This is a genomic window from Verminephrobacter eiseniae EF01-2 (assembly GCF_000015565.1).
In the GTDB taxonomy this organism is placed as follows: domain Bacteria; phylum Pseudomonadota; class Gammaproteobacteria; order Burkholderiales; family Burkholderiaceae_C; genus Acidovorax; species Acidovorax eiseniae.
Map to the genome: position 1 here is coordinate 5147524 of NC_008786.1, position 24885 is coordinate 5172408.

A 24885-nucleotide genomic window follows, 5' to 3' on the forward strand; every position below is an offset into this window, starting at 1 on the left:
GGGGCAAGTCGTTATGAAAATCGCAATTGTGGGCTGCGGGGCGATGGGTTCCGTCTATGCGGGATTGCTGGCGTCCGCAGGGAACTCGTTATGGATCGTGGATCGCTGGAAGGCACACGTGGAGGCGATCAACAGTCGGGGGTTGCGACTGGAAGGACCGCAGCGTGATCTCACGGCCTTCGCACACGCGTCGACGACAGCGCCTGACGAGCCGATGGACTTGGTCATCATCGCAGTCAAGGCCTCCGACGTGGAAACTGGCGCTCAGCAAACGCTGTCAATGATCGGCCCCGAAACCATTGTCTTGACGATCCAGAACGGCCTTGGCAGCGCTGATGCTGTGGCGCAAGTGGTGGGTGTTGACCGGCTTGCTGTCGGCATCGCCAGCGGATTTGGGGCATCCCTGAAAGGGCCGGGGCACGCTCACCACAACGCGATGCAGGCGCTGCGCTTCGGTGCCTACTCAAGTCTTCCGTATGAGCGGGTCGTTGCCGTGGCCCGCGTATGGGAAAGTGCGGGATTCGATGCGAAAGCAATCCGTGATATCGCTGTGATGCAGTGGGAGAAGCTCATCTGCAACGTCGCATACAGCGCGCCCTGTGCGTTGACGGGCATGACGGTCGGGGAGGTCATGAATGACCCGTGCATGGGGCCGGTGAGTCAGGCCGCGGCGACTGAGGCGTGGAGCGTCGCCAGGGCGCTGGGAATTCAGATCGATGTGGACGACCCCGTGGCGCATGTCAGGGCGTTCGGGGCACGGATGCCGGCCGCGAAGCCCTCGGCATTGCTGGATCACGAGGCGGGGCGCATCAGTGAAATCGACGTCATCAATGGAGCCGTGCCGACGCAGGGCAACAAGCTGGGCATTGCGACGCCTGTCAACAGCACATTGACGCAGTTGGTGAGGGTCAAGGAACGTCAGTTTCGAAAGTAGCGCACCTATGAAGTCCTTCGTCCTTCACCGAGGTCTCGCGGTCCCGATGGCACGAGCCAACATCGACACGGATGCGATTCTTCCGAAGCAATTCATGAAGTCGATTGAGCGCACAGGCTTCGGAGTTCACCTGTTCGATGGTTTTCGATACCTCGATGCTGGCTCGCTTGGCATGGACTGCAGTCGCCGTCCTGAGAATCCCGATTTCATCCTTAACTGGCCTCGTTATCGCGAGGCGTCAATTTTGCTCGCGGGGGCCAACTTCGGTTGCGGGTCCAGTCGCGAGCACGCGCCATGGGCTATCGAGCAATACGGATTCCGTGTGCTGATTGCTTCGAGTTTTGCTGACATCTTCCGCGACAACTGCTTCAAAAATGGACTCTTGCCAATCGTCCTTGCTAGCGAAACGATGGACAGACTTTTCGATGAGGTGAGCCACCAAGTCGGCTTCGAACTCGAAGTCGATCTCCCACGGCAGACGATCTCCTGTCCTGCGGGATGGTGCATTGAGTTCGAAATGGACTCCATCCGCAAAGCGCATCTCCTGGAGGGAATCGATGAAATCGGATCCACCTTGTCGCTCTCGAAAAAAATAGGCGACTTCGAACGTGCTCGGCGCCAGTCGCATCCTTGGTTCTTTGGTGCATGAGGTCCATACAGCCGAATCGTTGCCAGATATGAATAACTTCCTACGTATAGAACGCTACACATGATGAATCAAGAAAAATTCTTAACGGCGCGACGGCGGATACAAGTGGTGGTGCTGGCAGTGGCGGGCGCTGTTGCCGCCGTGGCGGCTAGCGCCAACGAATTTCCATCACGTCCGATCAAACTGGTGGTGCCATATCCGGCAGGCGGCACGCTGGATATCGTGGGCCGCAACATCGCCAAAATGGCCGAGGCTTCGTTGGGGGAGCCCATCGTCGCAGACAACGTGCCTGGTGCCTCTGGCGTGATCGCACATTCACAGATCGCCCGCGCGCCCGCTGACGGCTACACGATTGGCATCTCCGGCTTGTCACCACTTGTGCTGGCGCCGCACCAATACAAGAATCTGCCCTATAGCCCCCTGAAGGATCTTTCCTATGTGGCATGCTTTGGCGAGACACCGTTGGTGCTAAATGTCGCAATCTCGTTGCCAGTCAAGACGGTTCAGGAACTGGTGGCGTATGCCAAGGCCAACCCGGGAAAACTCAACTATGGCTCTGCGGGCATTGGCAATGCGTCGTATCTTGCCGCAGCGTTGTTCGCCCGCCAAGCGGGTATCGAGATCAGCCATGTGCCCTACAAAGGTAACGCACCGGCCATGATCGATCTGGTCGGAGGACAGATTCCGATTCTGTTCGATCCTCCGCAAACCACATTGCCTCAGGCCGCTACTGGCAAGGTGCGGCCACTGGCAGTCACCAGCAGCCAGCGCTTTCCCGGACTGCCGACGCTGCCGACGATCGCCGAAGCGGGATGGGCCAACTACGAGTTTTCGATTTGGTATGCCCTGGTCGCGCCTGCAGGCGTGACCCTGCCCCCGAAAAACGTATCCCTTGCTGAGTGGTTCAATGCAAGCAAGGAAAACGGAAATGACGAAGACAGTGCGGGCGCGCTACACGCTGGAATTCAAGCAGCCGCAAGGGCAACTGCTGGGACAACGCCTGCAGCGAGACCCTGTTCGGTTCGTTGAAGGTGGAGCGACTGCATGGGCAGCGCTTCGTGACGCGGCGCCAGGCCAAGGACGAGGTCATCGCCTGGGTACTCTGGTACAACCGCACCCGGCTGCACTCCACGCTGGCGTACGTCAGCCCGGTGCGGTTCGAGCAAGACTGGCATGCGGCTCAGGCCAAGCAAGCCAATTCGTGACTCCGCTATGGGGTACGGATTCCAGGGGCAAGGTCAGGCAGACCTACCTAACCTTGTCCATCAAGTCGTACACGTCTGCTTTACCAGGTGAATCCATCCTCGAAACGCTCCATGCGCATCCGGTGACCGGAGATGCGAACCTCCGCTACGCCTATCAGATGACCAGAAGGGCTAACGCAGAGAACAAGGCTACCCTTGGCTACGGGGATTTAGTGCTCGGGGGCGAAGACAAGGAACTCTTAGGTAACTACTGGACGAACTCGCCGTCCACTGGCCGTATAAGCCTCACCTTGCTGACACGGGATTGCGACGACATTCGCTCGTTCACGGATGCTCTGAGGGACAAAGCACGCCTTGAGTCAAAGTCGGCTTCTGTGTAAGAGCAGGGCTGGTTTGATGTCCTTCCCGGGTAGTTACCTGAGTCGCCTGAGTCTGACAATGTGCTGCAGGCGCAACTCCTTGGTGAGGCTGTTCACACCGTGCCAACGACACCCTCTCACCGTGCGAACTCGAGGTGTCACCGGCGTCGGCGGAAAAGGCTCCGGAGCTTTGTATAGGGAGGTCTCGGAGGATTGCGTGCCACATGCTGAACGTCGCGAATGGTGACAGGCACACGCCGAACTGCGTAAACCTGCCCGTTCAAGCGAACGACGCAGTCCATGAAGTGCCGCCCCACGTAAGCGGTGTGCTCCTCAACGCTGAGAAGACGCATTCCAACACGTCGGTGTCCCAAGTCGCTCCGCTGGTCGGCTTCTTGGCCCTCATTGCGGACAGTCCACTCTACCGTCGCAAACTCCGGGACCACATGCGGGTTGACAATGGCGAATGAGAGCATGCAGTCCTTTGCCACGCCTGGCACCTCATTGCGATACGTTGCTACGGGGCGAGGAGGAGTCCCAGTGCACACCTTGACTTCAATCTCAGGCAACTGCATGACTGCTCGGCCGGAGCCTTCGTCGACTATCTCAACTTGGTCGGTCTCCGGCAGCGGCATAAGGAACGAGAATGCTTCCGACCAGATAAGCGCGGCCGATGCTTCATCTTTGGCGTCGCCAGCGCGCTCAGCAATGTCCTGTAACGCAGCAAGCCGGGGCAAGAATCCGTCCCATGCCTCCGCTGTCATTCGATTGAGGTCTTCGTTCTTGTCGACCGGGTTCTCGACCTTGCGGTCATCGAACAATCGGTCGTGCATCTTCTTGATGACTGCCAAGAGCGCATCGTCATCAGCCAAGCCGAGAAGGCGCTGCGCCCACAAGTCCTGATAGGCCTCAGTGGCAATGACGGTCAGGAAGATGGATGACGGCCGGGATCCAGGAGCATCGTCAAAGGAGACTGCTGCCCAGGCCTTGAGATACCGAACAAGCCGTCGAAGCTGGTCACGATCATCGCCGCTGACCGCTTCTTTGAACCACTTATAGAGTTTCTTCGGGTCACTGTGTTCCCACTTCCCAGATAAACAGGCCAAGCGTCGGACGTCAGAGTCTGTGTTGAGGTGGTAGACCGGCGTGTCAATGTGGAACTGTTGAATATATGAGGCACGGGAGCAGCGCTCCTTAGGCGGCACTTCCACCTTCTTCAGCTCTTCGCACGCCTTCTCGTACTCAAGAAGCTCGGCTTGTACCCAGTCCCGGAGTTGCTTGGGCGTTGGTTCTGCGTCTTGGTCGTCGTTCCACTCGAAGTACAGGCCGACGTCAACGTCATACTCTTCACCGAGGTGAACCGGCTTGATGAGCGTGGCGTACTTGTAGGAGCCCTGAAGCCACGTGGAGATGGTGTAGCCGTGCTTGGCAAGTGCCTGCTTCAAGTGGTCGGCGAGGTCGTTCCATTGCTGCTGCAGGAACTCTCGCTGCTCCGTCGTCGGGGTGACGCGTCCGATGAGCGTCTGGTCGGTATTTCCGTTGAACAGCTTCGAGGCTTGGCCCATCAGCCTTCCTTCAATAGTTTGGGTTGTGGTTGTCGCCGTTGGCCATGCTTTACTAGCGACGCCGGCTCCGCCCAGGCCAAGGCAGTTGCCCAGTAAGCTCAGCCAAGCCACCATCGTCCTCGACGCGTACACCGAAGCGGTTCACTTCGACCTCGGGTAAATCTTCGTTGTCGAACCACAGCAGCGAGGTCGTGGTGTCAGTGCCTGCGTAGTGCCTGGAAAGTTCCCACAGGTCGAGGCCCTTTTCCCAGTTGTCGAACCAGATGTCTTGTGCAACCTCATCCGTGTCCGCAGCACTGCTGCCTGAAGAACGGAGACGGTGAGCCACGGAGCCGACGGGGATGGCAGATCTGGGAGATATCCAAGCGCCCGCCTGTCGCAAGCTGGTGGAGCGTGCCGCATAGCGTACTGCACCGCGCTCCATGGTGACGAAGGCGCAAGGGATGTCGCTGAGGGAGGCGAATCGCGACGCTGCGGCGGGAAATGATGTGCTGAAAAGGGCCGCCATGCGCTGGATTAGCTCCAGCGAAGGTTCTTCCTTTGGCACAAGCGACAGCCATTGCTGATATGGCATCAGCAATTCAGCGGCGAAGGTGTCGCACGCGATTTCGTTCGGATGCCGCTTCGCATAGGACCAGGACGGCACCTCTTCGTGGCTCGATTCCAGCGCAAGGACGATATGCGCAATTTCGTGGCAGACCGTGAAGCGTTGGCGTTCTTCTGTCTCCAGCGAATTCACCGTGATCACGTGCTTGCCATTCGGCTTGGTGATCGTGTAGCCGGACTCCCCCTCACCAAGTTCATCCTTTTTGACCTTGGCGTTGGCCGCGACCACATAGGGCGTCAGGTCTTCTCGGATGCCGGACACATCAACCTTCGCAACAAAGGCCCGCGCTTTCTGTCTAACATCCGCTTCATCCATGTTCAGTCGTCCTCGTCCTCGAATGCTCGCTGTATACGGGCGATCAGTGTCGCGGGATCGGGCCTTGTATTTCCACGATGTCTCACACCTGCTGCAGCCGAAAAGATGTCGATGCTGATGGAAGGATCGTTCAGCACGAATTCAACAAGGCGGGGATCGGCCTCCGCATGGTCGACAAGCCACATCACCAGCGCAGCATCTCTTTCACTTGGTTTGAGAACCTTCAGCAGTTTCTCGACTAAATCGGATGAGGGGTTTGTCTTCTCGCCGGACTCCAGCCGGTGGACATAGGCATGGTCCACAGAAGACAGTTGACCGATTTCGCGCAGTGAGAGGGTTCTGCGCTCGCGTAGCGTCTTGAGGGCGACGCCTAGGCCTGTTTGTGACATCCGTTCCGTTCCTTGTGGCTGCGGCGGGCACCGCTGTGCGTCCGGTCCGCAGCAGTTGCGTTCTGCGGCACCAAGCCCACCATTTGCAGCCTGGCATCAAGTCTGATACATTGTTGTCCAGCCAGACAACAGAAGTGAGTTCTACGACTGCAGCAAGTTGATTTGGCTTGACTCGCCCGTTGTCTGCAAGAGCAACGCATTTTGCTTCAACAGGTGGTCATTGGCAACCCGGCCGTCTGGCCGGGGTCTCGATGGTTCAACTTTAGGAAATTCGCCATGACAGGCAAAAATCAGCATGTAGTTCCTCACCAGGACGGTTGGGCCGTCAAGGGTGCCGGCAATCAGCGGGCAACCTCCGTGCACGACACGCAGCAGCAGGCCATTGACGCGGGGCGGGACATCGCGCGTAACCAGCAGTCCGAACTGGTCATCCACCGCCCGGATGGCCGCATCCGTGACAAGGACAGCCACGGCAACGACTCCTTCCCGCCGAAAGGCTGAGTGCCATGACGGGCGTGCCCACCTACCATGTGCTCGCCCTGTCTGGGGGCGGCTATCGCGGCCTGTACACAGCGACGGTTCTGGCCAAGATCGAAGCCGTGCTGGGCCGCCCCATCGCTTCGCACTTCGACCTGATCTGCGGCACTTCCGCAGGTGGGATGCTGGCCTTGGGGCTGGCCGCGGAAATCCCGGCCATTGAACTCAAGGCTTTGTTTGAAAAGCAAGGCTCCCGCATCTTTGGTTGCCGCAGTCTTGCGAGGCGCCTTCTGGGTTTCTGGTTGACTGCCAAGCACGACTCGGTAGGGTTGCGGGGTGTGCTGACCGAACGCTTCCAAGACACCACGATCGGCAACTTGAAGCACCGCGTTCTCGTGCCGACCGTCAACTACTCGACGGGGCGTGGACAGTTCTTCAAGACGCCCCACCATCCTTCCTTCGAGTTGGATCACCGCCTGAAGATCGTCGATGTGGCGTTGGCTACCGCCGCCGCGCCTGTGTACTTTCCGCTGGCGCGCAACGACCGCGGCGTCTTCGCTGATGGCGGATTGGTCGGCAATGCGCCCGGACTGTTCGGGCTGCACGAAGTCAATACGTTCCTCGCGCCGAAACAGAATGCACTGGTCCGGGTGCTGTCCATCGGCACGATGACGATCGGTGCAACAGTCCGCGGCGGCGCCAGCCTCGACCGCGGATTCGGCAAGTGGCGCGGGGGGCTGTTCGATCTGGTGATCTCCGCCCAGGAGTCGTCGGTGGACTACATGCTGCGCCAGTCGTTGGGTAGCAACTACTTCCAGATCGACGACAAGGCCACGCCCGATCAAAGCAAGGACGTGAAGGCGCTGGACCGGGTTTCCATCGGCGCCACGAATACGCTGAAGGACCGCGGCAATCATGCTGCGCAGCGCGCGCTTGGCGACCCGCTTTTCCAACCGTTTCGAGCGCACAAGGCCGGCGCACCCACCTTCTATCACGGCCCTAACAAGAATGTGTCGGAGGCCACATGCTGAACCTGAGCCCGCTTTTCTTTACCACCGTCGATGACGAATCCTGCATGCATGACGAGCTGGATCTGTCGCCCGGGCAACGAGCCTGGATCGCCAGCGCCCGAAATGATGTCAGGAACTGCCTTCGCACCGGAATTCCGCGCGTGCTGCGCGAACGTGGGTACACGGAAGACGTGCCGCAGCCGCGCTTCTTCACGCAAGGATCGTGGGCGTACAAGACCTTGAATGGCCCGGCACAACGGCCCCAGCAGGCGGATGTCGATGATGGTTGCTATCTGCCGTTGAGTTTTGTCTCGCAGACGAAGCGTCCCAGCCGCGCAACAACGGTGTTCTTTGCCGCTGCAGAAGAAGCGTTGAAGCCGCTGGTCGAGGAAAAGCGCTGGAAGCTCGTCACCGACAAGCCGACCTGCATCCGGATCGTCATTACAGCGTATGCCCACATCGACATTCCGCTGTACGCCATTCCCGACGAAGAATTCGTCACGCTCGCGAAAGCCTCGATGGAGCGATACGGCTATGACTCGCTGACGGAGGCGGTGAATATGGCAGAGCGGGATGCCTGGACGGCATTGCCCGCTGACAAAGTTCTGCTGGCGCATCGTGAATGCAACTGGATGTCTTCGGACCCCAGGCCCGTGAAGGAATGGTTTCTGGGCGAGGTGGAAGCCAAGGGCGAACAGTTCCGCCGCGTGATTCGCTACTTGAAGGCGTTCCGTGATTGGCGGTGGTCCAGCGGCGGGCCGGCTTCGATTCTGTTAATGGCCGCTGCGGCTCCGCTGTTCGAGAAGCGGGATCGGCGCGACGACCTGGCATTGTTGGCTGTTGTCGCGGCATTGCCGGCCCGGCTGCGTGCGGGGGTGAACAACCCAGTGGATGAGTCGGAGTCACTCACTGTACGCCTTGGCAAAGAGGGCGTCGAAGAGGCTGCGAAAGCGTTCGAAGCATTGGAAAAGGTGCTGCGCGGTGCCACCGACGCCGGCAGTCCTTCACAGGCCTGCATCTGGATGCAAGGCGAGTTCGGTCCACGTTTTCCGAACGAGCCGGACCGGGTCAAGGTGGTATCCGTTGCCGCCACCATTGCCGCAGCGCCGGCCACAGATGGTCCGAGTGAATTGGTCGGGCGAACGAAAGCCGGATGAGCAGCGTCGCCGCAGTCGCGGACGTGATCGAAGCCTTCAAGCAGCAAGGCTTCGAGTTTGTCGGTAAGACGGACGACGGTTGGTTCAAGCTGCGGGGGCCGCTGACCCCGCTCGGAGCAGACAAGGGGTGTCTGTGTGAGGTTCAGCTCGACCCCACCTTCTTCGACCTGCCTCGCATTCGGCTGCTTGAAATACCACCTGCACTGCCCAACGCAGTTCCTCACCTTGGCGCGGATGGCGGCCTTTGCTATCTGGCCAAGGGAACCGTCGTGATGGACATCTACGACCCTGTAGGGCAGTCCTTGGCATGCCTGCAACGTGCGGCCGCGGTGCTCGGGCAGATATTGAAAGGCGAGATAGTCGAGGATCTTGCCGAAGAATTCTTTGCCTACTGGAACGGCTGGCTTTGCTTCGTGGACATGCAAGGCGAAGATCTGGGGTGGCAGAACTGTATCGTTGCGCAAGCCAATGGGAATCCGCTCTGGTTCATAACCGACAACGAAGATCGAACAACAAGAAAGCTGCATTCACTCGGCTACCAGGTCACCGATAAAACGGTGCTGACTTACCGGGTCAAGACCACCGCACAACCCCGACCACTGACCAGCCACTGGCCACCGGAGACAGTGGCGGATATCTTGGCTTGGCAAAGCACCCTGGACTCTCGGTGTCGGCGCAAGATTCACGAACGAGTCAAGGAAGGGCAAAGCAAAAAAGCAAATGGCGTCCTGATCATCATCGAATCGCCACTGATGACCTACGGCTTTGCCGTGCTCTTTGACCACCAAGTGAGTCAAAAGACCAAGCTCGCTGATCGCAGGGATTCGAGTTTTGGGCTGAAGGTGATGCCCGTCTCGGTGATCCGAATTGATGACCGGTATCTGGCCCAGCGCAACATCCCCAAGTCGAGAACGCTGGCAGGGAAGCGAATCGCACTTGTGGGTTGCGGCACGATCGGCGGATACCTCTCGGACATGCTGGTCAAGGCCGGGGCAGGCTCATGCGGGGGGAAACTCACACTGGTGGATTTTGATGGCCTCCTTCCGCAAAACATTGGACGGCATCGCCTCGGCTTCCCGGACCTGTTGTCGAACAAGGCCGAGGCGATGGTGAAGGAACTCAAGCGCTTGTCGCCAGGCGCCGAGGTTCATGCGCTCCCCGTGGATGTCAGGCAGGCCCAACTGGGAAAACTGGACCTACTCATCGATGCCACCGGCGAAGAATCCCTCGGACATTGGCTGTGCGGCCGCTTCATGGCACCCACGCCCATGCTTTCTGTCTGGATCGAAGGGCCGGGAACGGCTGTGCGTGCGCTCCTGAGAACGAACGCATCGGGTGCGTGCTACCGATGCCTATGGCACAGCTACAGAAGAGGCGAACTTCGCTCGACCCTTGATGCTCTGCCTAACATCTTGGCAGGCCATGGGTGCGAGGGCTTGTATGTGCCATTTCCGGCTTCGGTGTCGGTGCAGGCTGCCAGCTTGGGTGCTGAGATGGCCCTTGATTGGATCAACGGCGTCCACTCTCCTGCGTTGCGGACCCGGCTGATCGACCAGACCCATCAGCTGGCCACGCCTGACTGCGATCCTCTGCGAGATCGGGATTGCCCGTTATGCAATTCCTAGGGCGTGTTAACAATCAATGGACTATGTCTATACTTGATCTTTGAATGAATAGGAGTCCAAGATGCAAGAAGTCAGAAAACTACTATGTGATGAACAATGGGAGAAATTATCTCCGTTATTACCGGGTAAGCCGAGCGATCCTGGGGCGACCGCCCAGGACAATCGGCTATTTTTGGAAGCGGTGTTGTGGATCATGCGCACGGGTTCACCATGGCGAGACTTGCCTGCAGAATTGGGCAACTGGCACACGACATACACGCGGTTCAAACGCTGGGGCGAGTCGGGCGTATGGCAGCGGGTCTGCGAAATTGTCAGTGGCGACAGAGATTTGAAAATGCTGATGATCGATAGTACGGTGGTGCGTGCACATCAACACGCTGCTGGTGCCAAAAAAAAGAGGGGCCACAGGCAATAGGCCGTTCGCGTGGTGGATGGACGAGCAAGATTCACGTCGTTGTCGATGCGCTCGGTAGCCCAGTGCGTTGGCTGCTCACGGGTGGCGAGGTAGCCGATATTACACAAGCCAAGTCGCTGTTGGAAGGCTTGAAAGCCGATGCGGTACTGGCTGACAAGGGCTACGATGCCGATGCCCTGATTGACAGCATTCAGGTCGCTGGTGCGACGGCGGTCATTCCACCCAGGCGCAATCGTGTGGTACAGTGAAGTTATGATCGACATCTGTATAAGGAGCGCAATTTGGTCGAGCGTTTTTTTAATCGGATCAAGCAATTCCGAAGAATCGCAACTCGTTATGAAAAGCTGGCGCGTAACTACCTGTCGTTTCTCAATCTGGTTTGTACTTATATCTGGATTACTTGATTGTTAACACGCCCTAGGCACTCGCGCTCGTTGCGCCCGTCCGCCATCACGCTGAAACGCTGTCCGCGATCAGCCTGAAATGGCTGTCCGGGATCGCTGAAATCCGCAGCCTGGAACCTCAACTGGACCGCGATCCACGACCCGCTGCGCCTCTCGCGCACGATCACGCGGGCCGCCCCCGAATCCACCGAGAAGGACTACCTCGGCCGCCAGCTCAAGACCCTGCTGCACGAGCTGGAGCACGTGTTCGGCGCCGGCTCCGGCGAGTACTACAACGCCATCGCCGTGACCGACACCACCGAGGTGGCGCCCAAGGCCGACCTCGAACTCGCCAAGCTCACCGACCGCTACTGGTGGCAGCGCCAGCAGTGGCGCCTCGACCCGCTGCTGGGGACCGTGTTCGAAGAGCGCTTCGACCCGCCGTCAACCGCGTCGCCACGCTGGAGATGATCCGTTTCACCGAAGGCACCAAGGCCAACATCAACACCGACTGGAGCGACTGGCCCAAGCTCGGCAGCTCGAAGTACATGGCCACGACCACCGCCACGCAGGTGCGCGTGACGGATCGCGAGACCGGTGCGGTGTTGGCAGGCGCGCAGGTCTCGGTATGGCGCGACCCCGGTGCGCAGAAGCCGCTGGAGCCGCTCGCACAAGGCGTGGCCGATGCCAGCGGCCTCTTCGCGTTCGACTGGCGCTGCGGCTTCAACTGCTTGGCGGTCGGCAAGACCAACCTGCTCGTGAAGGCGCAGGCACCGGGCCGTGCGCCGGGCGCGACGTGGTTCACCATCTTCGATGCGTTCGAGCAGAAGGCGGTGCAGGGCCAGGCGGCCTTCACCATCGACCTGCCGCTGGGCATTCCCGATGCCTACAAGCCGACCGTTTCGCTGGCCGCGCCGGCCATGGCCACGGTGGGCCAGCCCACGCCCCTTGCACTGGTGGCGGTGGACAACGTGGGCGTCTTCGGCGTCAAGGTGCTCGGTGCCAACAGCCTGCCGATCTGCACCTTCACGGCGCCGCCGTACACCTGCATGTGGACGCCGACTGCGCCGGGCATGCAGACGATTCGCGTGATCGCGCTCGATATGGCCGGCAACTCGGCGGTCGCCTTCGCGAACGTGATCGTCAATCCGCCGACCGACACCGTGCCTGCCGTTGCGTTGGCAACGCCGGCTCACGGCTACGGCATCTGACAACGTCGGCGTCTCGGAGGTGAAGTTCATCATCGATGGCAAGGCCGTGTGCGCGCTGCGCGCCGCGCCTTATTCCTATTCGTGGACGCCTGCGAAGACCGGTGCCGCGAGCATCGAGGTGCTTGCGGCCGATGCAGCGGGTAACGTTGCCAGCGCTTCGGTCAACGTGCGTGTCGAGGGGATGCAGCCGGAAGACCTGTAGCCCACCAGTGCGGCCTCAGGCCAGGTTCGTGAAGCTCGCGTTGCCCAGCCCCGTGCCGATGGTCAGCACGCCCCAGTGCTTCACCTCGCGCATGAAGGGCAACTCGCTCAGCCCCTGCACCACGGCGTCGTGGGCTAGTGTCGCGTCACCGATCATCTGTCGGTCTGCGCTGGCCATCGAAGTGCATCGCGGCGTTGCATCGCTTGCCAATACGCTCGGTATTGGCTGCGCGATGCGCCTTGCGCTGCGCTCCGATGGCTGCGCGCAGCCTACGACATCTGACCGATGACGCGACACTAGAGCAGCCGTCGTAGGCCGCATATCCAGCGGTGCTCAACGCCTGGTTGCCCAAGAGGCTCGCTCGATCAGAGCGTATGGGGCTACCACGGTGCGAGGAGGGGCGACGATCTGAACGCGTCCAGAAAGACGATCCAGAAGTAGTGCCTTGGCATGGGCAGCGACAAGCTCCGCATCGGTGCGCAGTGCGGTGATGGGCGGGTCGTGTGTTTGGGTGAAGTCGCTGTCACCAATGCTCACGACGGAGAAATCCTGCGGGACTCGACGCCCGGTTCGTGCGACTGCCCTCAATGCGCTGACAAGAATGTGCGTGCCTTGGGCGATCAGGGCGGTAGGAGGGGCAGGACCTTCGAGCATGCGCAGCAGGTCTTCGTAGACGGAACTGGTCGGAGTTGGCTGGCGCAGGATGAGATCCGGTGGTTCCATTCCCGCGGCGCAATACGCCGCCTTGTAGCCCTCGATGCGTTTTCGGACCGGCCGACTGTCTGCATTCCACAGTGCCAGCGCGATGCGTTCATGTCCGAATGCAAACAGCTGGTTGCAAGCGTCCTTCATGCCACGCACATGGTCGAACAGGAGGGCATCGGCACGCGTATCAGGCATTTCTCGGTCATAGAGCACGATCGGCATCGACATCGAGTTCATCAACGCCACCAGCTCTGGAGCGCGCTCATGTCCGGGTGCACAAATCACCCCATCCATGCCGCGCGTCTGGAACGTGCGCAGGCTTTCGAGTTCACGTTCGACATCGTTCAGCCCATGCGCCAGCAACAGCATGTACCCATCGGCGCGGAAAGCATCTTCAAGCGTGCGGAATGCACGTGCATAAAGGGGATTGGTGATGTCGGAAAACATGCATCCGATGGTCCTGCTGCTTCTGGAGCGCAAAGCCCGCGCGGTATGGCTCGGCTGATATTCCAGCTGCGCCATCGCGTGCTCGACCTTCGCGCGCACATCTGGCGAGACATTGGCTGCCTGATTGAGCACGCGCGAGGCGCTGCCCACCGAAACGCCGGCCATCGCGGCGACGTCCTGAATTCGAATCTTCTTGTCTTGCATACGGGAAAAGGCGCTTTCTTCTTCGCTTGAGGACGCATTTCAGCACAGCGGGGCAATCAGCCGAGCAGGAGGTAACGGGTAAACCCCAATTTGGTGAATCGATTCATATTCTACGATTCGGCTCATCATGAATCGATTCACCAACTGTGCTCCTTCGGGCTCGGTCGCCTCCGAGATCTGCACGGCTTCGCCGCTTTCGCGCCGTGCTCTTCTGTTGGCCGCCGTGGGCTGCGTGCCGGCCCTGGCGGGCGCGCAGGGGCGTGAATTTCCGCAGCGGCCGATACGCTTGGTTCTGGGTTTTCCTCCCGGCGGGGCCACCGACAATTCGGCCCGCCTGGTCGCCCAGAAGATGGCTGAGGGGTTGGGGCAACCCATCGTCGTGGAGAACCGGCCGGGCGCTTCGGGAAACATCGCCGCGGAAGCCGTTGCACGCAGTGCGCCGGATGGCTACACGCTGTTCTATACGACCAGCACCATCCACGGCATCAACCCCAATGTGTTCGCCAAGCTCCCCTACGACCCGGTCGCGGACTTCGAGCCGGTGCTCTTTGTGAGTCGTACGCTCATGGTGCTGTTGGTGCGTAGCGACCTGGGTGTGACCTCCACGCGGGAGTTGATCCAACTGGCCAAGTCGAAGCCGGGCAAGCTCACGTATGCGTCGGCTGGACTGGGGAGTACACAGCATCTGGCGGGGGCGCTCTTTTGCAGCAAAACCGGTGTCGACGCATTGCATGTCCCCTACAAAGGGAGTTCGCAGGCACTGACCGACCTCATGTCGGGCCAGGTCGACTTCATGATCGACACCTTGTCGGCCTCGTTGTCCTTCATTCGCGGCGGAAAGCTGCGCGGGCTTGCGACCAGTGGGCTGGAGCGCTCTCCGGTCCTCCCGGACCTGCCGACCATCGATGCTGGAGGCGTGCCAGGCTACAACGTTGCCGCGTGGGGCGGATTCCTGGTGCCCAAGGGCACGCCGGCGTCCATCATCCGCGCCCTTAACGCCGCCGGGAATCAGGCGATCAGATCGCAAGAGGTCGCCTCGCGCGCAGCAGCCACCGGCAGCGAGCTGAAAGGGGGAACCCCGAAGGAGTTCGGCGACTTCATTCGCCATGAACTGGCCACCTGGAAGCTTGCCGTGGCCGCAGCGGGAGTGCCCAAGCAATGACTGTCTCTTCAACGGCATCGAACGCGACGCTCGCAGCGCTGGCTCACGAGGGTGGGAGCATCGGCGGGATCATCCTCTCGGCCATCGGCCGGTATCCCGATCGCGTGGCGTTCATCGACGGCGATCGGTCCATCACCTACACGGAACTGGGTCGCCTCGTCGGCAAGGCCATGGCTGCGTTCTCATCGCTGGGATTGCAGCGTGGCGACGGCGTGATGCAGCTTTCCGGCAATCGGGTGGAAGTCTTCGTCGTAATGGCCGCCGCGTACCTGCTCGGCCTGCGTTCCGTCACGTTGCACGCCATGGGCGGCTACGACGATCACGTCTATATCGTGAACGACGCCGATCCCTCCGTGTTCATCTCGGAGCAGGCTCACCAGCAACGTGCGGTGGCCCTGCGCGCGGGGTGTCCGGGAGTGCCTCGATGGTTCGCGCACGGTTCCTGCGAGGGCTTTGCCGATTTTTGGGAGCTGGCCGACACCATGGAGCCCGCCCCACTGGTCTCGCATGCAGCCAGTACCGACATCATTCGCCTAGCCTACACCGGTGGTACGACCGGCAAGCCCAAGGGCGTGATGCTCGCCAACCGTTCTGTATGGATGCAGGCGGTACTGCTCATGGCCGCGCGCGGCCTTCGGCCAGGAACACGCGTTCTGTGTCCGACCCCGATCTCGCATGGTGCGGGCGCCATGATCGTGCCAACGCTTGCACTGGGTGGCACGTTCGTTCTGCAGCGTGGATTCGATCCGGATCGCTTCATCGACGCGGTCAAAGAACATCGGATTGGTTCGGTGTTCCTGGTGCCGACGATGATCTACAAGTTGCTCGATCATCCACGGTGCGCGACGGCCGACTTCTCTTCGTTGGAGCTGTTGTCATATGGCGCATCGCCCATGACGCCCGCGCGCATTCGCGAAGCGATCTCCCGCATCGGGCCCGTGCTGGCGCAAAGTTACGGGCAGACGGAGTGCCCGAGCAACATCCTTCACCTGACGCCCGAGGACCATTGCCGTGCGGACGTGGACACGCTCGCATCAGCGGGTATGCCTTATCCGGGTGTGACGGTGGCCCTACTGGACGCAAACGATCAGCCGATCGAGCCTGATGAGGTGGGCGAGCTCTGTGTGCGCAGTCCCCTGGTCATGGACGGCTACTGGAAACAACCGGAGCAGACGGCAGAGGCGCTGCGCAATGGCTGGCTGCACACGGGCGACATGGCGCGCCGCGATTCCCACGGCTATTACTACCTGGTGGATCGACGCAAGGACATGGTCATTTCTGGTGGCTTCAACGTCTATCCGAAGGAGATCGAGGACGTTATCGCCCAGCACCCATCAGTCGCCGCAGTGGCCGTCATTGGCGTACCGGATGAACGCTGGGGTGAAGCTGTCAAAGCCATCGTCGTCATACGGCCGGACGTACGAGTCGGCCCGGAAGAACTTCGCGAGTTCGTGCGTCACGCAAAAGGTGCCGTGTGCACCCCCAAGACCGTGGACTTCGTGGAGGCCTTGCCGCTGACCCCGCTCGGTAAGCCCGACAAGAAGGCGCTGCGCGAGCGCTATTGGGGCAGCTTGGCCAGATCGATTCACTGAAGATGGTTTCCTCGAGGACTCTAGTGTCGCGTCACCGATCAGATGTCGCAGGCTGCGCGCAGCCATCGGAGCGCAGCGCAAGGCGCATCGCGCGGCCCATACCGAGCGTATTGGCAAGCGATGCAACGCCGCGATGCGCTTCGATGGCCAGCGCAGACCGACAGATGATCGGTGACGCGACACTAAATATGCAATCCAACGAACGTTCATTCGATCGCTCCCTCGAGGAGCGGGTCGCCATCGTCACCGGCGCAGGAGCACGCGCGGAAGGTATTGGCAATGGCCGCGCCGCGGCCATCCTCCTGGCGCGCGATGGCGCGCGCGTGCTATTGATCGATGCCGTCGAGGCATGGGCTGAAAGGACGCGCGAGATGATCGTCCAGGAAGGCGGTGAGGCGACCGTCTGTGTGTGTGACGTCAGTCGGGATGAAGACTGTCGGGGCGCCGTGGCGCAGGCCGTGGATCAATGGGGCCGCGTCGACATCCTGGTGAACAACGTGGGCATCGGCGGGCCGCAAGGCACGGCCGTCGATCTCGACCTGGAGGCCTGGGACCAGGCGCTGCGTGTGAACGTCACGTCGATGATGCTGATGGCGCGCCATGCCATTCCACACATGCAGGCCATCGGCAAGGGGGCGATCGTCAACGTGGCCTCCGTGGCCGGTCTGATCGGCGGCCACCCCAGTCTTCTGTATCCCACGTCCAAGGGAGCGGTCGTCAACATGACCCGGGCGATGGCTGCACACCACGGCGCTCAGCGCATCCGCGTCAACTGCGTCGCGCCAGGCATGGTGCATACGCCCATGGTCTATGCCCGCGGCATGAGCGAGGAGACCCGGGAGGTTCGCCGCAAGCGTTCGTTCCTTCAGACCGAGGGCAGCGGCTGGGATGTGGGCCACGCGATCCGCTACCTGGCCAGCGACGAGTCCGGTTGGGTGACGGGTGCGATCGTTCCCGTGGATGCAGGCGCCACGGCCGGCCGTCATTCGTACTGAAAACCAGGGAGACCGAATTGCAGCGCGGAAGTCTTTTCAGTCGAGCGGTCGGATGGACCGCCGCCCTTGTCCTTTGCAGCGGCGCGGTGCAGGCGCAGGTGCAGCCGTACCCCCAACGTCCAATCGTCTTGGTGGTGCCGTTTGGCACCGGCAACATTGCCGACAACCAGGGCCGGATGATCGCCCGCTCCCTGGCGGCAGCGCTGGGACAGCCCGTCGTGGTCGAGAACAAGCCGGGGGCGGGCGGAAGCATCGGCACCGAATTCGTCGCGCGGGCACCGGCCGACGGCTACACGCTTCTGTACGGAACGCACGGGACGCAGGCCGCCAACTCTGCGCTCTATGCCACCGGACGCATCCATCCGGCTCAGGATCTGCGGGGTGTCCATTCGTTGTTTCGCCAATCCACGGTGCTGGTGACGCCGGCGTCCCGGCCCTGGCGCACGCTGAAGGACATGCTGGATGCCGCACGCGTGGCGCCAGGGCACCTGACCTACGCGTCGTCCGGCGTCGGCACGCAGACGCACCTGGCCGCGGCGAAATTCCAGGGCGCCACGCAGGTGACCTTCACCCACGTACCCTACAACAACCAGTCGTCGATGACCGATCTGCTGGCGGGCACCGTGGATCTGTCGTTCAGCTATGCGGAGAGCGTGCTGCAGCACCTGGAGGGCGGGCGTCTTCGTGCGCTGGCCATCAACGGCAAGACCCGGCCGAGCGCCTTGCTGGACGTGCCGACCGTCGGAGAGGCCGGATATCCCGGCGCGGCACTCGAAGGTTGGTCCGGCGTGTTTGTTCCTCGCGGGACGCCCGACGCCATCGTGGCCCGCCTCGCCAAGGAGATTGCCAAGGCAACCGAAGCAAGCGATGTGAAGGCTTCGATGGCAAAGATCGGGAGCTACCCCATGGGCCTGTCCGATACCGCGTTCCAGTCCTTCGTCGAGGCCGAAGTGCCCCGATGGAGGGAGATCGTCAAAAGCGCCGGCGCCGAGGCGCGCTGAGTCCCGGGAAAGAACACCATGCTCAAGAGCTACATCGGCGGCGGCGATGCCGAGCACATCCGCATCCGCGGCCACGACCTTGTCGAGGACCTGCTGGACAAGCACGATTTCGTGGATGTCCTGTGCCTGGCGATTCTGGGCGAGTTCCCCGATCAGAAGATGCGCAGGGTGATCAACAACTCCCTTGTCACATCGATCGACCACGGGCTGACGCCCAGTGCGCTGGCGACGCGGCTGACCTTGCATGGCGCGCCCGAATCGCTTCAGGGCGCGGTGGCCGCGGGTCTGTTGGGAGCCGGCAGCCGCTTCCTTGGAACGGTCGAGGTCAGCGCGAGTTTCATGAAGGAAGCGATGGGCGCGTTCAAAAGCGTGGCCGATCCCAGTGACGCGCAACTGGGTGAGCTGGCCGACGCCGCCGTTGCGCGCAGTCGCGCAGCGCGACGCAAGATTCCCGGCTTCGGACACCCCATTCACGTCAATGGCGATCCGCGCACCCTGCGTGCGAAACGCATCGCCGAGGAAGAGGGCTACTTTGGCCGGCATTTTCGCTTTGCACTGCAACTCGAGAAGTCGCTGTCGGCCGATGTCGGCCGACCCATGCCGCTCAATGCCACGGGCAGCAAGGCTGCCGTGCTCCTGGACCTGGGACTGAGTCCGGAGTTCGGCAAGGCACTCACGCTCATCGGCCGTGTCGCCGGCCTGGTCGCTCACGCGTTCGAGGAGCGTACCCGGCCCATCGGACCGGACCTCTGGAACATGGCCACCGCCGCGTCCGAGAGCGGCGAGCCATGACCGGCACCGGGCGAACTCGCCGCTGGGTTCGCCGGCCGGCCCAGTCGAACTGGGGTGATTTCGGCGAAGACGACCAACTCGGGAGGCTCAACCTGATCACACCCGAGAGCGTGCTTCGCGCGATCCGGGAGGTGCGAACGGGGCAAAGCTTCTGCCTTAGCCTGCCGCTGAATCTTCCCGGGGGCAATGTTCTGAACCCACGCCGTCATCCTCCTCGGCTGTCGCCGACGGTGCGGGACGGCAGGCCCGTGTTCAATTTGCCGATCGGCGATGCAGCGCTGGGCCAGACCGATGTGCTGTGCGACGACGCCGTGCTCATTCACACGCAATACTCGACGCAATGGGATGCGTTTTCCCATGTCGGCCATCTGTTCGATGTGGACGGAACCGGCCATCCGCAGGCTGTTTACTACAACGGGTTCAGGGCGGGCACGGACCTCATCGGCCCGAACGACGCCGGGGGACGCGCTGCAGGAGCCCATCGGCTGGGCATCGAGACGTTCGCGGAGAAGGCAATCCAGAGCCGCGGCGTACTGCTCGACTTGCAGGCGATGGCCGGATCGCAACGCGTGCGCATCGGGTACGACGCGTTCATGCGTGCGCTCGAGGCTTGCGGTACGCAACTGCAAAGCGGCGACATCCTCTGCCTCTACACCGGCTTCGCAGATCTGGTGATGGACATGGGCGGCACCCCGGACCCTGCCTTGCGCGACGCGCTGTGCGCGGTGCTGGACGGCCGGGACGAACGGCTGCGGCACTGGATCGCCGACAGCGGCATCGCCGCACTCTGTGCCGACAACTACGGCGTCGAAGACATTCCTGTAGGGGGGCCTCATGCGTGTGGTGCGCGCCTCCCGCTGCACGAACTTTGCCTGTTCAAGCAAGGCATCCCCCTGGGGGAACTGTGGTACTTCAGGGATCTGCAAAGTGCCCTGAAGGAGCAAGGGCGTTCTACGTTCCTTCTGACAGCACCTGCGCTGCGGCTGCCAGGCGCCGTTGGCTCACCTGTCACGCCCGTTGCAACGATCTAAACCAGCTTGCGTATTGATCATGGCCGAAAGAGTCTCAGTTGCGTCTGAGTGATCTTGCTTCGATTTCATGTGCAGCAAGAAGTTGATAACTTCTGGAGTACGGAGAAACGAATGAGAGATGGCAATTCCGCCCAAGCGGAAATAGACGGTACTGGCGAATCCCGGATCGAAGTCATCAGGCGCCGGATTCGGTGGTGGCCATGATGCCACACAAAAAAATTCTCTCGGCGGCATTGAGCGACTCATCGTTTGAGCTCGTGCTCAGCGCAGGCTGAGGGCTGGAAGGCACGCATGCTTCGCGGCGTTCTCGAGCACTTCAGCGCGGGGGATATGACTATGACATGTCGCATACCAATTTCGTCCTCGCAAATGTCGGAGGTGGCACTGCATTCGCGCGAAAGCTGGACAAGCATGGCCTGATCGTTCGTCCCGTGACATCCTACGGCCTGACGGACTGGGTGCGCATCAGCATTGGGACCTCCTCCGAGATCGATAGGTTTCTGAAAGCGGCGCGCCCGGAATAGGCCGACGAGTCGTGACCGGAGTGCGGTGCGCCTCCCTACCCACAACGCCCCGTCGCGGGGAGCGCGCTCAGTTGGGCGAGGCACTCTTGCCTGGCTCAGGCTTGCGATGGTTCAGCCAACTCCTCGCGTCCCCTGGGAAATGTCTTGCCCAGCCAAGCTCATTGCCTGGGGCGAGCGCATCGGCGTGGGGTGCGCTGCGCTCGTGCGCTGGCAGATGGACAACCGCCCGCACCCGGAGCAAGGCTACCGCTGCTGCCTGGGCCTGCAGCGCCTGGCGCGCCAGTTCGGCCACGAACGCCTGGAAGCCGCGTGCACGCGGGCGATGGCCATTCACTCGCCGATCTACCGCAGCGTCCATTCGATCCTGGCCAGCGGCACGGACCGCCAGCCGCTGCCGGCCCAGCCGACCCAGACCTCGCTGCCGCTGCACGAGAACGTGCGTGGCCCTGATTACTACCACTGAAGGAGAACCTGTGATCCCTGCCCACACCCTGGACCAACTCAAGACGCTGCGCCTGGACGGCATGGTGGCCGCACTGAGCGACCAAGCCATCAGCAGCGCGGCGGCCGCGCTCGGCTTCGAGCAGCGGCTGAGCCTGCTCGTGCAGCGCGAGATCGACTGGCGCGATGACAAGCGTCTGACGCGCCTGCTCAAGTGCGCCAGGCTCAAGGTCAGCAGCGCCAGCATCGAAGACATCCTCTGGCGCGACTCGCACAACCTGGAGCGCAACCTGGTGACCTCGTTGGCCGGCTGCGACTGGGTGCGTCATGCGCGCACGGTCCTTCTGACGGGGGCCTCCGGCACGGGTAGAACCTGGCTCAGTTGCGCGCTGGCTCGGCAGGCGGCGCGTTGCGGCTTCAGCGTGCTGTACGCACGCACCACGCGCCTGATGCAGGAACTGCGCGTGGCCCACGGTGAAGGCGGCTTCGCCCGACGCCTGGCGCAGTTCGCCCGCGTGGACGTGCTGCTGCTGGACGACTTCGCCGGCGCGCCGATGGAGTCGGGCGAGCGAGGCGATCTGCTGGAGCTGCTGGATGACCGGGTCGGTGCGAAGGCGCCGCTGATCACCAGCCAGTTGACGGTCAACAAATGGCATGCCTGGCTGGACGACCCCACCGTCGCGGACGCGATCCTGGACCGCATCGTGCACTGCTCGCACCGCATTGCGCTGAAGGGGCCATCGCTTCGCAAGCGCGAGGATCAGGGCAAAGGCCACAGCCACGAACCCGAGGAGCCAGAGTAGTGAACATCGCTTCGCGCAGGACCGTGATTCACGACGATGCGGCCCTGAACACGACTTGCCCACCGCGGCGTGCGTTCGTCGCAAGCGACGCCCGCCGCCGTGGACAAGTCTGCATCGTTGAGGGAGCAAAAACCATCGCCTTCAGGCTGATGCCGGACACCTGAGCTACGATGATGCCAGGCACTCGCGCTCGTTGCGCCTGTCCGCCATCACGCTGAAACTGACCCTGCCCCCGAAAAACGTATCCCTTGCTGAGTGGTTCAATGCAAGCAAGGAAAACGGAAATGACGAAGACAGTGCGGGCGCGCTACACGCTGGAATTCAAGCAGGAGGCAGTGCGACTGGTTCACGGCGGCCAGAGCATCGCAGCGGCGGCCAGGACGCTGGGCGTGGTGGAACAGACGCTGTTCAACTGGGTCAAGGCGGATCGCCTGGGCAAGCTCACAGGCGCTGACAGCAAGGCAGTGAGCGTCGAGCAGATGGAGATCAGCCGGCTGCGCGCGGAGCTGGCACGCGTGAAGATGGAGCGTGACATCCTGGGAAAAGCGACGGCGTACTTCGCGAAGGCGCAGAGCTGAAGTACGCCTTCATTCACCGCAACCGCCAGGCGTGGCCGATCTCTGTGCAGTGCCGAGTCCTGCAGGCCAGCATCACCGGCTACCACGAACACTTCGTTCGTAGAGCCAGCGCGGCCCAGCGGCACCATCTCAGCGACGACGCGCTGCTGGTGCACATCGAGGTGATCCACGCCGAAACGCGGGGCGGCTACGGCTGGCCGCGCACGTGGAAGGAACTGCTGGCCAGGGGCATCCGGGTGGGCAAGGAGCGGGTGCGCAAGCTCATGCAACTGCACGGCATCCAGGCCAAGGGCAAGCGCCGCTTCAAGGTCACCACGGACAGCAAGCATGACCTGCCGATCGCCCCCAATCTGCTGGATCGGCAGTTCGATGTGGCCGAACCCGACAAGGTCTGGGTGGGCGACATCACCTACATCGCAACCGACGAAGGCTGGCTGTTCCTGGCCGTGGTGATCGACCTGTTCAGCCGCCAGGTGGTGGGCTGGTCACTGCGCCAGGACATGACGCGCGACATCGTCATCGATGCTGTGCGCATGGCCTGGTTCAAGCGCCATCCGCGCAAGCATGCCGGGCTGATCTTCCACAGCGACCGGGGCAGCCAATACGCCAGCGAGGACTTCAGGGACGTGCTCGTCCAGTGCGGCATCACGGCCTCGATGAGCCGCAAGGGCAACTGCTGGGACAACGCCTGCAGCGAGACCCTGTTCGGTTCGTTGAAGGTGGAGCGACTGCATGGGCAGCGCTTCGTGACGCGGCGCCAGGCCAAGGACGAGGTCATCGCCTGGGTACTCTGGTACAACCGCACCCGGCTACACTCCACGCTGGCGTACGTCAGCCCGGCGCGGTTCGAGCAAGACTGGCATGCGGCTCAGGCCAAGCAAGCCAATTCGTGACTCCGCTATGGGGTACGGATTCCAGGGGCAAGGTCACGATCGCTTTCGGTGCTGGTTGCCATCTAAGAAGGCCTGGCCAGCGAAGCCGTTCCCTCGGGCATGAACAGCATCGCCCGCGGCAGGCCCAGCACTGCCTCCATCTCGGGAGCAATCTGGCCCTCCATCGCGATGCGCGTGAGGTTCTCGACTTCCTTCGGCAGCTTGCCGAGCTCGCCTTCGCGGTAGGACAGATAGAAGGACCGAGAAGGACCGCTTGAGCAATCCATACGGCCGGCCCTTGATCCGCAACGATTCGAGCGGCACCATGCGCAGCTCCGGCGCGAAGTGACGCGACTGCCACAGGCACATCGGCGTCGTGATCGCGAAGCCGAGTCCGGCGGCGACCAGGCTCAGCAACGGGTCGGTGGTGTCGAACTCGCAGGTCCGCTCGAGCTGGTCGCCGTGTCGCGCGAGGAACGCATCGATGTCGTCGCCGATGGTCGAGCGCGCGCTGTAGCGAATGAGCGGCAGCTTGCGGCCCAGGTCCGAGAAGGAACAGAAGGCGTCGAAGGCGTAGTCGCGCGGCATCACGAGCACGTACTGCTCGGTGAAGATCGGCGTGTGGCCGACGCCGCTGCCGGCCATGCTGGTCGCGGTGGTGATCATGAGGTCGAGTTGCCGATTGACGAACTGCGACGTCAGCGACGGCGTCAAGCCCGACCACAGCCGCACCTGCTGCGTGGTGCTCGACAGGGCGCGGTACAGCACCGGCCCCACCGCCGCGGCGAACGAATCGACGCAGCCCAGGCGCACGACGGACCGCCTCGCGCGGCTGATGCCGCGCACGTTTTCGAGCATCTCGTCGGCGCCCTTGAGCAGCTCGGTACTGGTTTCGTAGAGGCGCTGGCCGGCGAGCGTGACCTTGGCCGGTCGCGTGCCGCGGTCGAGCAGGTCGGTGCCGAGCTTGCCCTCGAGCATCTTGACGCGCATCGACACGGCCGCCTGCGACAGGCCGAGCCGCCGGGCCGCATGCGACACGGATTCCGACTCGACAACCGCGACCCAGGCACCGAGAAGCCCCCAGTCGGGATAGTCGTTGGTCGGCTCGTCGTTCATGCACTCGTCCGGGTTTCGGTCATCGATTCACCGATGGGGCCATCGGCAATACTGCTGCAATGCATCAATGCTGCTGATGATCAGGATGTCGCCTGCCCATGCTTGGAAACTGCCAGTTT

General features: G+C 61.9%; 28 protein-coding genes and 2 pseudogenes. 24 read left to right on the plus strand and 6 right to left on the minus strand.

Annotated elements, in window-relative coordinates; genetic code table 11:
- The first annotated feature begins 13 nt into the window (after positions 1-13).
- The 4 genes and pseudogenes from VEIS_RS22545 to VEIS_RS22560 form a co-directional block, all read left to right on the plus strand.
- Positions 14-934, plus strand: a complete 921-nt coding sequence (locus VEIS_RS22545; protein ID WP_011812335.1) for a ketopantoate reductase family protein — start codon at positions 14-16, stop codon at positions 932-934.
- 7 nt (positions 935-941) lie between these two features.
- Positions 942-1583, plus strand: a complete 642-nt coding sequence (gene leuD, locus VEIS_RS22550) for a 3-isopropylmalate dehydratase small subunit (protein WP_041950288.1) — start codon at positions 942-944, stop codon at positions 1581-1583.
- A 63-nt stretch (positions 1584-1646) separates the two neighbouring features.
- Positions 1647-2612: a Bug family tripartite tricarboxylate transporter substrate binding protein gene (locus VEIS_RS22555; protein ID WP_265259916.1), complete on the plus strand. Its 966-nt coding sequence runs from the start codon at positions 1647-1649 to the stop codon at positions 2610-2612.
- Positions 2546-2788, plus strand: a pseudogene (locus VEIS_RS22560) (IS3 family transposase); the annotation flags it as partial. The gene VEIS_RS22555 and the pseudogene VEIS_RS22560, both read left to right, overlap by 67 nt.
- 517 nt (positions 2789-3305) lie before the next feature.
- Here VEIS_RS22560 and VEIS_RS22570 read toward each other — a convergent pair.
- Genes VEIS_RS22570 through VEIS_RS27205 form a run of 3 tightly spaced genes read right to left on the minus strand, consistent with a single transcriptional unit; the run spans position 3306 to position 6023 of the window.
- Complete coding sequence (locus VEIS_RS22570) at positions 3306-4712, minus strand: CBASS cGAMP synthase (RefSeq protein WP_011812339.1); 1407 nt, start codon at positions 4710-4712, stop codon at positions 3306-3308.
- A 52-nt stretch (positions 4713-4764) separates the two neighbouring features.
- Entirely contained in the window at positions 4765-5634 is an 870-nt protein-coding gene (locus VEIS_RS22575; RefSeq protein WP_011812340.1) for an ImmA/IrrE family metallo-endopeptidase, read from the minus strand.
- Positions 5635-5636: 2 nt separating this feature from the next.
- Positions 5637-6023 carry a helix-turn-helix domain-containing protein gene (locus VEIS_RS27205; protein WP_011812341.1) on the minus strand — a complete coding sequence of 129 codons (387 nt, stop codon included), beginning with the start codon at positions 6021-6023 and terminating at the stop codon, positions 5637-5639.
- Positions 6024-6299: 276 nt separating this feature from the next.
- Between VEIS_RS27205 and VEIS_RS22580 the strand changes: the two genes are divergently transcribed.
- The 8 genes and pseudogenes from VEIS_RS22580 (at position 6300) to VEIS_RS30895 (ending at position 12503) form a co-directional block, all read left to right on the plus strand.
- Positions 6300-6524 (plus strand): DUF2188 domain-containing protein, encoded by a 225-nt coding sequence (locus VEIS_RS22580; protein WP_011812342.1) that lies wholly within the window; start codon positions 6300-6302, stop codon positions 6522-6524.
- Between the two features lie 5 nt (positions 6525-6529).
- On the plus strand, positions 6530-7531 hold the full coding sequence (locus tag VEIS_RS22585; protein ID WP_011812343.1) for a CBASS cGAMP-activated phospholipase: 1002 nt from the start codon (positions 6530-6532) through the stop codon (positions 7529-7531).
- Complete coding sequence (locus VEIS_RS22590) at positions 7525-8667, plus strand: CBASS cGAMP synthase (protein ID WP_011812344.1); 1143 nt, start codon at positions 7525-7527, stop codon at positions 8665-8667. Before VEIS_RS22585 ends, VEIS_RS22590 begins: the two co-directional genes overlap by 7 nt.
- Positions 8664-10292 (plus strand): ThiF family adenylyltransferase, encoded by a 1629-nt coding sequence (locus VEIS_RS22595; protein WP_011812345.1) that lies wholly within the window; start codon positions 8664-8666, stop codon positions 10290-10292. Before VEIS_RS22590 ends, VEIS_RS22595 begins: the two co-directional genes overlap by 4 nt.
- A gap of 61 nt (positions 10293-10353) precedes the next feature.
- A pseudogene (locus VEIS_RS27210) lies at positions 10354-11111 on the plus strand (IS5 family transposase).
- Between the two features lie 243 nt (positions 11112-11354).
- Entirely contained in the window at positions 11355-11561 is a 207-nt protein-coding gene (locus tag VEIS_RS30885) for a hypothetical protein (protein WP_049774002.1), read from the plus strand.
- Positions 11558-12301, plus strand: coding sequence for an Ig-like domain-containing protein (locus tag VEIS_RS30890; RefSeq protein ID WP_049774003.1), 744 nt, complete (start codon positions 11558-11560; stop codon positions 12299-12301). Before VEIS_RS30885 ends, VEIS_RS30890 begins: the two co-directional genes overlap by 4 nt.
- 19 nt (positions 12302-12320) lie before the next feature.
- A complete protein-coding gene (locus tag VEIS_RS30895) occupies positions 12321-12503 on the plus strand; it encodes an Ig-like domain-containing protein (RefSeq protein WP_011812349.1) in 183 nt (60 codons plus the stop codon).
- A gap of 15 nt (positions 12504-12518) precedes the next feature.
- Here VEIS_RS30895 and VEIS_RS30010 read toward each other — a convergent pair whose 3' ends face one another.
- Positions 12519-12659 (minus strand): hypothetical protein, encoded by a 141-nt coding sequence (locus VEIS_RS30010; protein ID WP_198138088.1) that lies wholly within the window; start codon positions 12657-12659, stop codon positions 12519-12521.
- Between VEIS_RS30010 and VEIS_RS30015 the strand changes: the two genes are divergently transcribed.
- Positions 12641-12817: a hypothetical protein gene (locus VEIS_RS30015; protein WP_232287781.1), complete on the plus strand. Its 177-nt coding sequence runs from the start codon at positions 12641-12643 to the stop codon at positions 12815-12817. The two genes, VEIS_RS30010 and VEIS_RS30015, sit on opposite strands and share 19 nt — an antisense overlap.
- Positions 12818-12836: 19 nt before the next feature.
- Here VEIS_RS30015 and VEIS_RS22615 read toward each other — a convergent pair whose 3' ends face one another.
- Positions 12837-13859, minus strand: a complete 1023-nt coding sequence (locus VEIS_RS22615) for a LacI family DNA-binding transcriptional regulator (RefSeq protein ID WP_011812351.1) — start codon at positions 13857-13859, stop codon at positions 12837-12839.
- A 127-nt stretch (positions 13860-13986) separates the two neighbouring features.
- Between VEIS_RS22615 and VEIS_RS22620 the strand changes: the two genes are divergently transcribed.
- The 11 genes from VEIS_RS22620 to VEIS_RS22670 all read left to right on the plus strand — a co-directional run bounded on the left by VEIS_RS22620 (position 13987) and on the right by VEIS_RS22670 (position 23671).
- Complete coding sequence (locus VEIS_RS22620) at positions 13987-15021, plus strand: Bug family tripartite tricarboxylate transporter substrate binding protein (RefSeq protein WP_011812352.1); 1035 nt, start codon at positions 13987-13989, stop codon at positions 15019-15021.
- A complete protein-coding gene (locus VEIS_RS22625; protein WP_011812353.1) occupies positions 15018-16613 on the plus strand; it encodes an AMP-binding protein in 1596 nt (531 codons plus the stop codon). The genes VEIS_RS22620 and VEIS_RS22625 overlap by 4 nt, the downstream gene beginning before the upstream one ends.
- Positions 16614-16636: 23 nt before the next feature.
- Positions 16637-17608 carry an SDR family NAD(P)-dependent oxidoreductase gene (locus VEIS_RS22630; protein ID WP_232287782.1) on the plus strand — a complete coding sequence of 324 codons (972 nt, stop codon included), beginning with the start codon at positions 16637-16639 and terminating at the stop codon, positions 17606-17608.
- 17 nt (positions 17609-17625) lie between these two features.
- Positions 17626-18609, plus strand: a complete 984-nt coding sequence (locus VEIS_RS22635; protein WP_011812355.1) for a Bug family tripartite tricarboxylate transporter substrate binding protein — start codon at positions 17626-17628, stop codon at positions 18607-18609.
- 18 nt (positions 18610-18627) lie between these two features.
- A complete protein-coding gene (locus tag VEIS_RS22640; protein WP_011812356.1) occupies positions 18628-19401 on the plus strand; it encodes a citryl-CoA lyase in 774 nt (257 codons plus the stop codon).
- Positions 19398-20432: a cyclase family protein gene (locus VEIS_RS22645; RefSeq protein ID WP_011812357.1), complete on the plus strand. Its 1035-nt coding sequence runs from the start codon at positions 19398-19400 to the stop codon at positions 20430-20432. Before VEIS_RS22640 ends, VEIS_RS22645 begins: the two co-directional genes overlap by 4 nt.
- A gap of 278 nt (positions 20433-20710) precedes the next feature.
- Positions 20711-20956, plus strand: a complete 246-nt coding sequence (locus tag VEIS_RS22650; RefSeq protein ID WP_332253992.1) for an aminotransferase class I/II-fold pyridoxal phosphate-dependent enzyme — start codon at positions 20711-20713, stop codon at positions 20954-20956.
- 139 nt (positions 20957-21095) lie between these two features.
- The gene (locus VEIS_RS22655) at positions 21096-21419 is read left to right on the plus strand and encodes a hypothetical protein (RefSeq protein ID WP_011812359.1); all 324 of its coding nucleotides are present in this window, start codon (positions 21096-21098) and stop codon (positions 21417-21419) included.
- Between the two features lie 10 nt (positions 21420-21429).
- Complete coding sequence (gene istB, locus VEIS_RS22660) at positions 21430-22200, plus strand: IS21-like element helper ATPase IstB (RefSeq protein ID WP_011812360.1); 771 nt, start codon at positions 21430-21432, stop codon at positions 22198-22200.
- Positions 22200-22364, plus strand: coding sequence for a hypothetical protein (locus VEIS_RS29320; RefSeq protein WP_157048639.1), 165 nt, complete (start codon positions 22200-22202; stop codon positions 22362-22364). Before istB ends, VEIS_RS29320 begins: the two co-directional genes overlap by 1 nt.
- Before the next feature lie 120 nt (positions 22365-22484).
- Positions 22485-23671, plus strand: a protein-coding gene (locus tag VEIS_RS22670; protein ID WP_198137921.1) for an IS3 family transposase whose coding sequence is annotated in 2 segments (ribosomal slippage) — positions 22485-22740 and positions 22740-23671 — 1188 coding nt in all. Because the reading frame shifts where the segments join, the coding sequence is not laid out codon by codon here.
- A gap of 33 nt (positions 23672-23704) precedes the next feature.
- On the opposite strand, the gene VEIS_RS22675 is transcribed toward VEIS_RS22670, so the two are convergent.
- Positions 23705-24766 carry a LysR family transcriptional regulator gene (locus tag VEIS_RS22675; RefSeq protein ID WP_011812362.1) on the minus strand — a complete coding sequence of 354 codons (1062 nt, stop codon included), beginning with the start codon at positions 24764-24766 and terminating at the stop codon, positions 23705-23707.
- Between the last annotated feature and the right edge of the window lie 119 nt (positions 24767-24885).

Bases quoted from the DNA above. Each gene is read 5' to 3' on its own strand.
- VEIS_RS22545 (WP_011812335.1), top strand. From the start codon at position 14: ATGAAAATCGCAATTGTGGGCTGCGGGGCGATGGGTTCCGTCTATGCG.
- leuD (WP_041950288.1), top strand. From the start codon at position 942: ATGAAGTCCTTCGTCCTTCACCGAGGTCTCGCGGTCCCGATGGCACGA.
- VEIS_RS22555 (WP_265259916.1), top strand. From the start codon at position 1,647: ATGAATCAAGAAAAATTCTTAACGGCGCGACGGCGGATACAAGTGGTG.
- VEIS_RS22570 (WP_011812339.1), bottom strand. From the start codon at position 4,712: ATGGGCCAAGCCTCGAAGCTGTTCAACGGAAATACCGACCAGACGCTC.
- VEIS_RS22575 (WP_011812340.1), bottom strand. From the start codon at position 5,634: ATGGATGAAGCGGATGTTAGACAGAAAGCGCGGGCCTTTGTTGCGAAG.
- VEIS_RS27205 (WP_011812341.1), bottom strand. From the start codon at position 6,023: ATGTCACAAACAGGCCTAGGCGTCGCCCTCAAGACGCTACGCGAGCGC.
- VEIS_RS22580 (WP_011812342.1), top strand. From the start codon at position 6,300: ATGACAGGCAAAAATCAGCATGTAGTTCCTCACCAGGACGGTTGGGCC.
- VEIS_RS22585 (WP_011812343.1), top strand. From the start codon at position 6,530: ATGACGGGCGTGCCCACCTACCATGTGCTCGCCCTGTCTGGGGGCGGC.
- VEIS_RS22590 (WP_011812344.1), top strand. From the start codon at position 7,525: ATGCTGAACCTGAGCCCGCTTTTCTTTACCACCGTCGATGACGAATCC.
- VEIS_RS22595 (WP_011812345.1), top strand. From the start codon at position 8,664: ATGAGCAGCGTCGCCGCAGTCGCGGACGTGATCGAAGCCTTCAAGCAG.
- VEIS_RS30890 (WP_049774003.1), top strand. From the start codon at position 11,558: ATGATCCGTTTCACCGAAGGCACCAAGGCCAACATCAACACCGACTGG.
- VEIS_RS30010 (WP_198138088.1), bottom strand. From the start codon at position 12,659: ATGATCGGTGACGCGACACTAGCCCACGACGCCGTGGTGCAGGGGCTG.
- VEIS_RS22615 (WP_011812351.1), bottom strand. From the start codon at position 13,859: ATGCAAGACAAGAAGATTCGAATTCAGGACGTCGCCGCGATGGCCGGC.
- VEIS_RS22620 (WP_011812352.1), top strand. From the start codon at position 13,987: ATGAATCGATTCACCAACTGTGCTCCTTCGGGCTCGGTCGCCTCCGAG.
- VEIS_RS22625 (WP_011812353.1), top strand. From the start codon at position 15,018: ATGACTGTCTCTTCAACGGCATCGAACGCGACGCTCGCAGCGCTGGCT.
- VEIS_RS22640 (WP_011812356.1), top strand. From the start codon at position 18,628: ATGCTCAAGAGCTACATCGGCGGCGGCGATGCCGAGCACATCCGCATC.
- VEIS_RS22645 (WP_011812357.1), top strand. From the start codon at position 19,398: ATGACCGGCACCGGGCGAACTCGCCGCTGGGTTCGCCGGCCGGCCCAG.
- VEIS_RS22655 (WP_011812359.1), top strand. From the start codon at position 21,096: ATGTCTTGCCCAGCCAAGCTCATTGCCTGGGGCGAGCGCATCGGCGTG.
- VEIS_RS22675 (WP_011812362.1), bottom strand. From the start codon at position 24,766: ATGAACGACGAGCCGACCAACGACTATCCCGACTGGGGGCTTCTCGGT.